This window comes from Bacillus oleivorans, assembly GCF_900207585.1.
In the GTDB taxonomy this organism is placed as follows: Bacteria; Bacillota; Bacilli; order Bacillales; family JC228; genus Bacillus_BF; species Bacillus_BF oleivorans.
Map to the genome: position 1 here is coordinate 160447 of NZ_OAOP01000005.1, position 12633 is coordinate 173079.

A 12633-nucleotide genomic window follows, 5' to 3' on the forward strand; every position below is an offset into this window, starting at 1 on the left:
ATGACCACAAAAGGCCCCTCTTGCTCTTTTTTTTTTTTGATATTTCCTACTATTAATAAAAATAATAATATTTTGTATAATAGTACTGACAAAAAAGGAGAGGAGATTGAGGAATGGACAGAGAGAAATTGATTGCGCCAGATCAGTATAATATTGTCAGTGAAATTGAGCGTTTTGCGCAAAGTGGAAATCGTCTTGCTTTACTTTTGGAAACAGAAAATGGACAAAAGGGGCAACTAACCTATAAAGAGCTCATGGTATCTGCAAGTCAATGGGCATACGTGATGAAAAATGCCGGTCTTGAAAAAGGGGATGCCGTATTAATCATCCTGCCAAAGTCGATTGAAGCTTATATCGGGTATGTGGCGGCCTTAAAAGCTGGACTAGTTGTCATCCCTTCATCGGAAATGCTCCGTGCGAAGGATATCGAATACCGTTTAACTCATGGTGATGCGAAAGCGATTATCGCTTCTTCTTTTTTAGTATCTGAAGTTGAAAAAGTCACAAGTTTGTCTAACTTACATAAATTTGTTGTCGGTGAGTCTGTAAAAAATTGGGTTAATATCGCAGAAGAAGCTAAACAGGAGCCTGCCCATTTTAAAACTGCTGACACTAGCCGGGACGATGTTTCATTTTTATCCTATACTTCCGGAACAACTGGTAATCCAAAAGGTGTGATTCATACCCATGGATGGGGATACGCACATTTACGAACAGCTGCAGAAAATTGGCTAGCTGTCAAAGAAGGCGATACGGTTTGGGCAACAGCTGGTCCTGGCTGGCAAAAGTGGATTTGGAGCCCATTTTTATCGGTACTGGGAATGGGAGCCACTGGCTTTGTTTATCAAGGTAAATTTGAACCTGAGAAGTATTTGCAATTGTTAGACCAGTATAAAATCAGTGTATTATGCTGTACCCCGACTGAGTATCGCTTAATGGCAAAGGTCAATCATTTAGAAAAATATAAGCTATCCAGTCTCCATAGTGCAGTTTCTGCTGGCGAACCGTTAAACAGAGAAGTTATTGATACATTCCAACAGTATTTTAATATCGAGGTCCGAGACGGATACGGCCAAACTGAAAATACCCTGCTGCTGGGAGTCATGAAGGGAATGAAGCTAAAACCAGGTTCAATGGGAAAACCTACTCCTGGGAATCGTGTCGCGATTATTAATGATGAGGGGATTCTATGCCCGCCGGGTGAAGTCGGCGATATCGCTGTCCACATTGAATCTCCAGCTCTATTTAAAAATTATTACAAAGATCCTGAACGAACAGCGAAGCAATTTAGAGGTGATTATTATGTAACGGGAGATAAAGCGCGCATGGATGACGAAGGCTATTTTTGGTTCGAAGGCCGCGGTGATGATATGATTATTAGTTCAGGTTATACCATTGGTCCTTTTGAAGTGGAAGATGCTCTTGTCAAACATCCAAAAGTGAAAGAATGTGCAGTGGTTGCAAGTCCAGATGAAATCCGCGGCAGCGTAGTTAAGGCTTTTGTGGTGTTGAAGGGAGATATTCCCGAAAATCCGGCTGAGTTATCGAAGGAATTACAGGAATATGTGAAAGCCCATACTGCCCCTTATAAATATCCAAGGAAAATCGAATATGTTTCTGATTTGCCAAAGACAACATCCGGTAAGATCAGAAGAGTCGAGTTAAGACAAAAAGAACTGGTAGCTTTGCAAAACTCATCCGGTTCTGTAAAATAAAGATGTGGCAGCCTTTTCGCTGCCTATTTTTTTATACTTTAAGAAAGTATAAAATTTTAGCAAAGTAGCAAATTCGACGCAGCTAAAATTTTTAGGAATAAAGTATAAGTGCAACTAGGAGATTGCCGGCGCCTAAAGGCTTGGCGCTAGCCAAGTTTTCTTTATGATAATGTTAATAATTGGATTTCGATAGATTGAAGGAGAATGAAAGATGGGGACACTTTGGTACGGTGGGTCTATTTATACACTTCGTAATGAGGGGGAAACAGTTGAGGCTGTTTTTACAAAGAACGGAAAGATTGCAGACATCGGACGATTAGCTGATTTGAAGAATAACTATAGAGCTGAGATTGAAAAAGAATTTGATTTACAGGGGTCCATGATGGTGCCAGGTCTCGTAGATAGCCATATGCATCTGATTGGTTATGGGGAATCCCTGCTTCGCTTGGATTTGACGACCTTGCGTTCGAAACAGGAATTGTTAGATCAGGTTAGAATGAGGGCGGAAACAGCAAGAAAAGGGGAATGGATTGTTGGAGAAGGCTGGGATGAAAACAATTGGGAACGTATCGAGATTCCAACTGCCCAAGAGCTAAGTGAAGTAGCTCCCTCCAACCCAGTTCTTTTAAAAAGAACTTGCAGACATGCGATTATTGTTAATCATGAAGCACTTAAACTGGCTAATATTGATAACCAAACACCTAATCCTCCCGGGGGCATTATTGAAAGGAACGAAAATGGCGAAATAACAGGCTACCTAAAGGATCAAGCCCAAGAATTAGTATATAAAGTGCAGCCGAAAGTCGATGGAACTTATTTAGAGAACGCTCTGACAACTGCGATTCAAAGTGCCTGGAGGCTAGGATTAACAGGCGGACATACAGAAGATTTAAGTTATTATGGTGATTTCTTGACTACTTACGCTTCCTTTGAAAATGTCATCCTAAAAAATCACATGCCTTTCCGAGCTCATCTTTTGATCCATCATACTGTAATCGACGAGTGGAAGCAAAATAGATTTGATCAGCCAAGAGAGAATCCTTTTATTCAATTCGGGGCGATGAAAATTTTTGCTGATGGTGCTCTTGGCGGCAGAACGGCATTACTCAGTCAGCCTTATGCAGATGAATCAACAACAAATGGGGTTGCGATTCACTCTAAGGAAGAGCTGCTTCAATTGGTTCAAAAGGCGAGGTCGTATCAGCTGCCAGTAGCGGTCCATGCAATCGGGGACTTGGCTTTTGAATATGTCATTGAGGCGATTGAAAAAAGTCCAACACCAGCGGGAAGAAGAGATCGTTTGATTCATGCGCAGATTTTAAGAAAGGAATTAGTTGAAAGAAGCAAAAAATTAACCGTTATCTTTGATATTCAGCCGCGCTTCGTTGCGTCCGATTTTCCTTGGGTGCTTGAAAGAGTAGGGGATAAGAACTATGATTATCTTTACGCTTGGAAGTCTTTGCTGCAGGATGGGATTGCTTTGGCAGGAGGTTCCGATGCACCGATCGAACCGATTGATCCATTATTAGGCATCCATGCGGCTGTTACACGTACGAAGCCTGATGATGCAAATCAGCAGGTGTTTAACCCAGAACAGTGTTTATCGATGTATGAGGCTCTATCTTTATTCACCAGGGGATCAGCATTTGCAGAAAATAAAGAATTAGAGTATGGGACAATCGAATCAGGGAAAAGAGCAGACTTCACTATATTTAGTCATGATTTATTTCAAATTAATCATGAGCATATTTTAGATACAAAAGTAGCAGCTACTGTTATCAATGAAAACCCTGTCTACATCAATGAGGAAGGCCCTATCAGGTTTGGCTGAAAAATATAGTTGAAATTAAAATAGTGCCTCCCCTATAATTATATTATTTCGAGAATAGAAGGAATTGAGGGGACTAAGGTGAATCAAGAAGAAAAGAAAGGGATTATTTATGCTGCGAGTTCCTATGTGTTGTGGGGATTTCTCCCCCTTTATTGGAAATGGCTGGACCATGTAGGATCCTATGAAATCCTAGCACATCGGATCATCTGGTCCTTTTTCTTTATGGTTGCATTTTTAGCCGTGACAAATGGTTTTTATAAAATCAGGCAAACGTTCTCTTATCTATGGGAGGATAAAAAAAGAATTGCAGCTTTAGTTTCAGTATCAGCGCTCATTACGTTTAATTGGCTCTTATTTATTTATGCGATAAACAGCGATCACATTGTCCAGTCGAGTCTGGGCTATTATATTAATCCGCTCGTCAGCGTCTTGCTTGGAATTGTTTTTCTAAAAGAAACACTAAAAAAATTAGAGATTTTTTCTTTATTGTTGGCCCTTACTGGAGTTTTAATTATGACGGTTTCCTATGGACATATTCCGTGGCTAGCGTTAGGGTTAGCATTTAGTTTTGCCATATACGGTTTATTAAAGAAAGTGGTGAAACTAGAAGCTTCCGTAGGTCTCATGCTTGAAACTTTCATTACGTTACCGTTTGCCTTAATTTTTGTTATCTGGCTTTCTTCCGGGCAGCAATCTTCTTTTTTACAGGTAGATCTGTTCACAACGATTCTAATGATTGGTTCAGGGGCAGTCACGGCAATCCCGCTGCTTTGGTTTGCGATTGGGGCGCAGAGAATCCCTCTTAACCTAGTAGGATTTTTACAATACATCGCCCCTTCTCTCATGTTATTAATTGGAATCTTTATGTATAATGAGCCATTTACAGTAACGGACCAGCTTGGATTTGCCTTTATTTGGAGTGCGCTTATCTTATTTACATTTTCAAAAATGAAAAAACCTGATGTCAGAAATCGTTTTAAGGAAAAAGAACAACAGCTTCATGTATAGGAATGAAGGCTCTGTCTCCAGACAGGGCTTTTTTGTTTAAAAACCAGAGAAATGGACGATACTGTTAAGCTGAAAGGTAGTGAAAACGGTGATATGGGTAGGCTTAATTGTTGGAGTCCTTATTTTATTCCTAATAATTCTTATTTTCACAAGAATAACGGTCGAAATTGATTTTTATCATGGCAATGACAATGATCATTTAAAGATTAAATTTTTTGCCTGGTTTAGACTGATTCGCTATACAATCGATGTGCCGATGGTGAAAATAGATAAGGATTCTCCAGCATTAGTTTTAAAAGAGGAAATAAAACCAGGAAAAAAAGAAGAAACGAAGAAGGAGAAGAAGCGGCGTGTAACCCCCGCTACTATCATTCAAAGCTTAAAAAATGTAAAAGAATTAATGACCCATATTATTCATTTTCACAAGATTATAAAGAATTTTCTTAAAAAGATTCAGATAAAAAAATTGGATTGGCACACTACAGTAGGAATCGGTGATGCAAGCTATACCGGTGTTTTAACAGGGATTATTTGGACCTTAAAAGGATCTATTCTCGGGGTGATCAGTAAAAATATGAAACTTAAAGTTAAGCCCAATATCATGGTTACCCCACAATTTCAACAAGTGATTTCGGGTATGTCATTTCAATGTATGATACAGTTTTGGATCGGGCATGCTTTAATAGTAGGAATAAAAATGTTGGCTTTATGGCGTGGAGGAATGCCAAAATTTCAAACCGATCCTTCAGCAAAAGCAACGAATCATTCAAAAGAAAAATCACTATTATAGGAGGCTACCACTGTGTCTGAGCATCCAATACAAGGTTTAATGACGACGGCTATGGAAAACTTAAAAGAAATGATCGACGTAAATACGATTATTGGGGACCCTGTTGAAACTCCAGATGGCGGTGTTATTTTAACGGTTTCAAAGGTTGGTTTCGGGTTTGCGGCAGGAGGCAGTGAGTTTGTATTAGATGGGCAATCCAATAATCAAAGCGGGGATCAATCGGCGAAACATCCATTTGGTGGAGGCAGCGGGGGTGGAGTATCAATAACACCTATTGCATTTTTGATTGTAAATCAGCACGGTGTTAAAATGCTTCACTTAGATGAAAACACTCATCTGCTTGAAAAAATACTAGATCTAGCTCCTGGAGCAGTAGAAAAAGTCCAACAAATGCTTTCTAAAAATAATAATCAAAGCGGAAATGATAAGAATAAATCTAATAGTGATGACCTGATATAGAAATAAAAAATAACCAAAGCGGATTGCAATAACATTCATTTCTAGAAAGCTCATTTCAGTTTAATGAAATGAGTTTTTTTCTGTTAGTTCTAAGGAAATAAAAGACTTGAAATCGCCTGGAGATATGGACATGATGATAACCGCTTTTCTTTACAAACAGGTATGAGCGAGGTTATGATGTTACTATCAAATACATAGGAGGGCTTTGGAAGATGGCTGATGTAACATTTAAAGGTAATCCAGTTACACTTGTAGGACAGGAAGTAAAAGTGGGTGATTCAGCACCTAATTTTACTGTTTTAGCAAATGACCTCTCTGAAGTAACGCTAGACTCAAGTAAAGGGCAAATCAGATTAATCAGTGTGGTCCCTTCTCTTGACACCGGTGTTTGTGATGCACAAACGAGAAGATTTAATGAAGAGGCTGCCAATTTAGGAAATGTAAAAGTTTTAACAATCAGTATGGATCTTCCGTTTGCACAAAAAAGATGGTGCGGTGCTAACGGGATTGAAAATGTTCAAACCTTATCAGATCATCGGGATGCATCTTTCGGAAAAGCGTATGGTGTATTAATGGAGGAGCTCAGACTGTTGGCGCGTTCTATTTTTGTAGTAGACTCTAACGACAAGGTTACATATGTGGAATACGTAAGTGAAGGAACAAACCATCCTAACTATGAAGCAGCGATTGAGGCAGTTAAACAAGCAAAATAACTGAGGAAAGACTATAAGACCTCGTTCTTCCGAAACGGGGTTCTTTTATTGAAGCGGAAGAAGCCTTTCATTGTATAGGAGGAAAAACATGCTCGGTTCGAAAGTAGAAAATCTGTTTCATGTATTAGACGAGACAACGGAGATCTTAATGCAAACCTGTCATTTAACCTACTTAGAAGCTTTAGTTGAAACGGCTGAAAATCTATTTCAAGGAGAAATTTTACAACAGGTAGATGATGTTGCAAAAAAGAAAATCGAAAAGCTTTATCAGTCAATCAAGCTTGATATGCTATCTTCAGAGGAAATCCGGAGAGCCTTTCAGCTTGTTACCCTAAAAGGGATGAGAGATTACGTTCAGCCCCATCACCAAATGACACCTGATTCAATCGGGATCTTGATTAGCGGCTTACTGAGGGAGTTTCTGATCAATGGAAAATTAAAAACATTTACTTTGCTGGATCCTGCAATTGGGACAGGGAATTTAGTAGCAACCATTCAAAATCAATTATCTGACTATGCGATAGAGGCGTATGGAGTTGAAGTCGATGATGTATTGCTTAAATTAGCTTATGTACAAGCCAATCTTCAGGCACAGTCGATTCAATTGTATAATCAAGATGCACTAGAGCCTTTATTTATTGACCCAGTCGATATTGTTGTCAGCGATTTGCCGGTTGGGTATTATCCGCGGAAAGAGTTTGCGAGCCAGTATGAACTTAATCGTGAAGAAGGGCATGCCTTTAGTCATTATTTGTTTATTGAGCAAAGTCTAAAACATACAAAGCCTGGAGGACTTTTATTTTTTGTAATCCCGAATCATTTGTTTGAAGGAGAGGATGCACCCAAACTTCATGCCTTTCTGAAGGAGCATGCTTTTATTCAAGGCCTGATTCAATTGCCTTTATCTATGTTTAAAAACGAGAGAAACGCTAAGAACCTTTTTATCCTTAAAAAGAAAATAGAGGGGGAGACTCCTCCTAAAAAGGTATTTATGGCACAAATGCCGAAACTGACAAATAAAAATTCAGTTCAAGATATTCTAACACAAATTCGGGCCTGGTTTCGCCAAGAGAACAGAAATAAATAAGGGCCACTTAACAAAACTTTCTGCTTGAAAATCCCCTTTTCCCCTGTTTAAATGAGTAAGGAAAGTTTTCAGGTTCGTTTGGACACCATAAGAAAAGCAAAATAATGAGTAGGAGAGTACAAATTATGTCAAATATACTGGCTGTTAATGCTGGGAGTTCATCATTGAAGTTTCAGCTTTTCCAAATGCCGGAAGAAATTGTAATAACAAAAGGATTAATCGAGCGAATCGGACTTAAAGATTCTATCTTTACTATTACCGTAAACGGGGAAAAGGTTAAAAAGATACTTGATATAAAAGACCATGCCCAAGCGGTTGCTCTTCTGTTAGAGCAGCTGACCGGTCAGGGCATTATTAAAAGTTTAGATGAAATTAATGGGGTCGGGCATCGAGTTGTTCACGGCGGGGAAATCTTTCATGATTCAGCTACTATTACGGATAAGGTAATTGACCAAATTAATCAGCTATCTGAACTGGCTCCTTTGCATAACCCTGCAAATCTTACCGGAATCTTAGCATTCAGAAATGTGCTGCCGAATGTTCCTGCAGTTGCTGTGTTTGATACTGCATTCCATCAGACTATGCCTGAAAGCTCCTATTTATACAGCTTGCCATACGAATTCTATAAAAAATACGGAATCCGTAAATATGGCTTTCATGGTACGTCTCATAAATATGTATCTGAAAGAGCATCTGAACTATTAGGACGTCCGATTGAACATTTGAGACTAATTTCCTGCCATTTAGGCAATGGCGCAAGCATTGCAGCGATTGAAGGCGGAAAATCTGTTGATACATCAATGGGATTCACACCTTTAGCCGGGGTGGCGATGGGAACCCGTTCTGGAAATATTGATCCTGCCCTAATTCCTTATATTATGGAAAAAACAAATAAAACCGCGGATGAAGTTATCGAAATTTTAAATAAGAAAAGCGGAATGCTCGGTATTTCTGGGTTTTCCAGCGATCTTCGCGATATTGAAGACGCTACGAAACAAGGAAATGAACGCGCTGAATTAGCACTAGAAGTGTTTGCCAACAGAATTCATAAATATATAGGCTCCTATGCCGCACGTATGAATGGTGTGGATGCGATTATTTTTACTGCGGGAATCGGTGAAAATAGTGACGTAATTCGGGCTAGAGTTTTAAAAGGGTTAGAATTTATGGGTGTCTACTGGGATCCTGCTCTTAATAAAGTTCGGGGTGAGGAAGCTTTTATTAGCTATCCGCATTCACCTGTGAAGGTTCTTGTTATTCCTACTAACGAAGAAGTTATGATTGCAAGAGATGTCGTACGTTTAATCAATAAGTGAAGGAAGCGAAAGGTCAGTCCTCTCGGGGCTGACCTATTTATTTTGATCAGAGCATAAGCCTCTCCCCTTCTTAAACTGTGTTATACTTTTGTTTAAGGAATCGGAGTGGAGGGATTGTTTTGGAGCACTCAAGATTTAATCAAGCGGCATGGGAAAATGTATTGCAATGGGAAAAGAAACTGCTCGGATATGAGGGTAACGATTTTGAAAAAACCTATGAACGATGGTTATATCAGGCTTTTGAAGCCCTTCCTGACCACTGGAAAGACCCCATTATCCATTCAATCGACCAGTGGATCTTCCACATCTATGCTCTCTTCCATGAAACATCCATCCAGAATGATGCAAAAGAACGTATATTGGCAACCGCAAAAGCATTTAATGAGCAAATTCAAGACTTTGAAGGCCTCAAGAACCTGCCTCTTTCTCAATTAAATTATATTGCTGATAGAGAACAATCCAAACATAGGTTATATTCGATTATCCATGGCGGGTTAGCAGGAACAGGAAAATCAGTTTTTTCTTCGATGAGTATACCCGTGACTCTTATTAATAATATTCGGGTTGTCCAGCTGATGTCCTATATATATGGCTATGATTTATCTTCCCCGTATGAATTAATGACCTCTATAAAAGTATTCCATGCAGCCACTCTCCCGAAGCGGTATCAGGGTGAAGCGTGGTTATCCTTAAAAAGAGAATTACTAGAGCAGCAGAATTCCGCTTATTTTTACGATGGAGAAGAACAAATCATCTCAAAGGAGTGGATTGAATTTGGGTTAGATGAATTAATTAAATTAGTTTCGATTCAACTTTTTCAGCCGAAAGAGGAAGGGAAGTTTCCGCTCCTCAGTGTAATATTTGGTGTGCAATTTCAATACAGCCTTTCGAAACGAGTAGCTGTTTTTGCCCATAAATATTATGTATATCGATATTTGCTCGAGCACAAAAACAGATTAGACCACTCATAGATCAATGGAAAGCGATACCAATGATACTGTTTTTTACAATTCATTATTCCTTTTCGTTCGGACAAATTACAACTATAGTCCTTCGAAAGGAGCATTGAAATTGAAAAAGGATCCTAACGAAAAGTTTTACTATGATGAAGAGGCTGTAAATGAAGTAAGTGATCAAATTATGGGAGCCTACGCGTCAGGTGTAATTGACAATCCGAAAGCACAAGCTAACATGTATAATGATCAGCCTCACGATGAGGCAGAAGACTTCGAATATTAGGAGGACGATCGAATTAGATCGCCTCTATTTTAATTTTATAATACAGTCGAACTGGCGCTTGTTCTTTTTTAAATTTGTAAGGGTTTTCATGAAAATGTGGACAAACATTATTTTCCTTTCTATTATAAAGTGGTATGATGAAATCAAAATAACTCAAATATTCCCACAGAATGCAGGAGGTAAAGGAATCATGCGTATTGGTGTTCCTAGAGAAATAAAAAATAATGAAAATCGAGTGGCTCTTACACCAGCTGGTGCTTTCCACTTAGTAGAAAATGGACATGAGGTTTTCGTTGAAACGAATGCCGGTGCAGGCTCAGGCTTTTTAGATGATGAATATGTACAAGCCGGTGCAAGAATTGTGAACACTGCCGAAGAGGCATGGTCATATGATATGGTGATGAAAGTAAAAGAACCGCTTCCTAGTGAATATGTGTATTTTAGGGAAGGCCTGATTTTATTTACGTACTTACATTTAGCTGCTGAACCGGAGCTAACTAAGGCACTAACTGAACAGAAAGTAATCGGAATTGCTTATGAAACGGTCCAGCTTCCAAACCGTTCTCTTCCATTATTAACACCAATGAGTGAAGTTGCTGGAAGAATGGCTACGCAAATCGGTGCTCAATTTTTAGAAAAAGTAAATGGCGGAAGAGGTATTTTACTATCTGGTGTACCTGGGGTTTCACGCGGTAAAGTTACGATTGTAGGTGGTGGGGTTGCAGGTACAAATGCTGCAAAAATGGCAGTGGGACTCGGAGCCCAGGTTACGATTTTAGATATTAGCCCAGATCGATTAAGAGAATTGGATGATATTTTCGGAAACAGTATTACAACCCTTATGTCTAATCCTTTCAATATTGCAGAGGCAGTTCAAGAAGCAGACTTAGTGATAGGAGCTGTTTTAATTCCTGGTGCAAAAGCACCAAGATTGGTCAGTGAGGAAATGGTGAAATCGATGAAAGAGGGAAGCGTTATTGTGGATGTAGCCATTGATCAAGGTGGTATCTTTGAAACAACTGACCGCATTACCACGCACGATGACCCAACCTATACGAAACATGGTGTCGTCCACTATGCAGTAGCTAATATTCCAGGAGCAGTCCCAAGAACTTCAACGATTGCCCTTACGAATGTGACAGTGCCTTATGCGATTCAAATTGCAAACAAAGGGTACCAGCGCGCATGTCTGGATAATGAAGCACTATTTAAGGGGATTAATACTTTAAATGGCTATGTAACATACAAGGCTGTTGCGGACTCTCTAGGCTTAGAATATAAAGATGCGAAAGAATTGTTGTAAATAATGAAAGGGTTGAGTGAAAAGCACTCGACCCTTTTTCATTAGATTATTATTTGTAATTCCTTCGGATATTTAGTAAGAACTAATGGTTCGTTAGCAGTGACGACAATATCATCTTCAATCCGAACACCTGCCACATTAGGCACATAAATTCCAGGTTCAATCGTAAAGCACATACCTTTTTCCAGGGGTACTTGATTATGGCCTGTTAAGGATGGAAATTCATGAACACTTAATCCCAGGCCATGGCCCAATCTATGCGGAAAATAGGCGCTATAACCTGCATCCTTTATGTAATTGCGGGCGATGTTATCGATATCAGCACAGGTTTTTCCAATTCGGCAAGCTTCGATTGCTTTCATCTCAGCGTTTTTTACAGTTTCATAAATTTTGGCCTGTTCCTCACTAATGTCACCGAATGCTACGGTTCTAGTTATATCTGAGCAGTATCCTTCAAAAATAACTCCTAGGTCAAACAAAACCAGATCTCCTTTTTTAACCTTGGCAGCTCCAGGTGTGCCATGTGGAGAAGCCGCATTAGGACCAGCTAAGACCATTGTAGAGAAGGACATTTCACGAACACCTTTTTTCTTAACCTCATACTCTATTTCGGCAATCACTTCCATTTCTGTGATCCCCTCACGAAGTGTTTTTACACCAACTTCTACTGCAAAATCAGCTAATTCACAAGCTTTTTGGATTTTTTTAATTTCCTCTTCATCTTTTACCATGCGCAGCATTTGAAGTTTATCTTCGAGAGAAACCCATTTTGTTTCTGGAAATGCCTTTAGAAGACTTTCAAACCGTAATACATGGAGATGTTCTTTCTCAAGTGCAACTACAGCAAACTGACTGCTTCTCTTTTTAATTTCATTGCTTAACAGTTCCATGGAGTCATCTGTATCCAAATAGCCGATCACTTCAGCATGGGGGGCAGCATTTTTTGCATCATGGACTTCCATAGCAGGGCATAGAAGGATTGGCTGTTGGTTTTTAAAGCTAACATAGGCTAATAAACGTTCATGCGGTTCACTATAATAACCAGACAAGTAAAAAACATTATACTTTGAAGTTGCAATGGATACGTCGACATTTGACTCATTCATCCACGCTTGTAAAGCTTCATTTTTTGCATTCATCTCTTTTCCCTCCTATTATAAAGATTATCAATA

The 12633-nt window shown here is 39.2% G+C and carries 12 protein-coding genes; 11 read left to right on the forward strand and 1 reads right to left on the reverse strand.

Translation table 11 applies throughout. The features are described 5' to 3' along the window. Positions 1–113: 113 nt before the first annotated feature. The 11 genes from mbcS to ald all read left to right on the forward strand — a co-directional run bounded on the left by mbcS (position 114) and on the right by ald (position 11461). Positions 114–1715, forward strand: a complete 1602-nt coding sequence (gene mbcS / locus CRO56_RS12665; RefSeq protein WP_097158980.1) for an acyl-CoA synthetase MbcS — start codon at positions 114–116, stop codon at positions 1713–1715. Between the two features lie 211 nt (positions 1716–1926). After that, complete coding sequence (locus tag CRO56_RS12670; protein ID WP_097158981.1) at positions 1927–3546, forward strand: amidohydrolase; 1620 nt, start codon at positions 1927–1929, stop codon at positions 3544–3546. A gap of 78 nt (positions 3547–3624) precedes the next feature. Continuing rightward, the gene (rarD, locus tag CRO56_RS12675; RefSeq protein ID WP_097158982.1) at positions 3625–4554 is read left to right on the forward strand and encodes an EamA family transporter RarD; all 930 of its coding nucleotides are present in this window, start codon (positions 3625–3627) and stop codon (positions 4552–4554) included. Between the two features lie 79 nt (positions 4555–4633). After that, entirely contained in the window at positions 4634–5344 is a 711-nt protein-coding gene (locus tag CRO56_RS12680) for a DUF2953 domain-containing protein (protein WP_142305210.1), read from the forward strand. A gap of 12 nt (positions 5345–5356) precedes the next feature. Further along, the gene (gene ytfJ, locus CRO56_RS12685; RefSeq protein ID WP_097158984.1) at positions 5357–5803 is read left to right on the forward strand and encodes a GerW family sporulation protein; all 447 of its coding nucleotides are present in this window, start codon (positions 5357–5359) and stop codon (positions 5801–5803) included. Between the two features lie 212 nt (positions 5804–6015). Then, the gene (tpx, locus tag CRO56_RS12690) at positions 6016–6516 is read left to right on the forward strand and encodes a thiol peroxidase (RefSeq protein ID WP_097158985.1); all 501 of its coding nucleotides are present in this window, start codon (positions 6016–6018) and stop codon (positions 6514–6516) included. Positions 6517–6604: 88 nt separating this feature from the next. Beyond that, the gene (locus CRO56_RS12695; RefSeq protein ID WP_097158986.1) at positions 6605–7603 is read left to right on the forward strand and encodes a class I SAM-dependent methyltransferase; all 999 of its coding nucleotides are present in this window, start codon (positions 6605–6607) and stop codon (positions 7601–7603) included. Between the two features lie 125 nt (positions 7604–7728). Further along, positions 7729–8919 carry an acetate kinase gene (locus CRO56_RS12700; protein WP_097158987.1) on the forward strand — a complete coding sequence of 397 codons (1191 nt, stop codon included), beginning with the start codon at positions 7729–7731 and terminating at the stop codon, positions 8917–8919. 119 nt (positions 8920–9038) lie between these two features. Continuing rightward, complete coding sequence (locus tag CRO56_RS12705) at positions 9039–9890, forward strand: EcsC family protein (protein WP_179714270.1); 852 nt, start codon at positions 9039–9041, stop codon at positions 9888–9890. Between the two features lie 100 nt (positions 9891–9990). Continuing rightward, complete coding sequence (locus CRO56_RS22910) at positions 9991–10158, forward strand: hypothetical protein (protein ID WP_179714271.1); 168 nt, start codon at positions 9991–9993, stop codon at positions 10156–10158. A 190-nt stretch (positions 10159–10348) separates the two neighbouring features. Then, positions 10349–11461 carry an alanine dehydrogenase gene (gene ald, locus CRO56_RS12710; protein WP_097158989.1) on the forward strand — a complete coding sequence of 371 codons (1113 nt, stop codon included), beginning with the start codon at positions 10349–10351 and terminating at the stop codon, positions 11459–11461. A 41-nt stretch (positions 11462–11502) separates the two neighbouring features. Here ald and CRO56_RS12715 read toward each other — a convergent pair whose 3' ends face one another. Further along, positions 11503–12600, reverse strand: coding sequence for a M24 family metallopeptidase (locus tag CRO56_RS12715; RefSeq protein WP_097158990.1), 1098 nt, complete (start codon positions 12598–12600; stop codon positions 11503–11505). Positions 12601–12633: the final 33 nt, after the last annotated feature.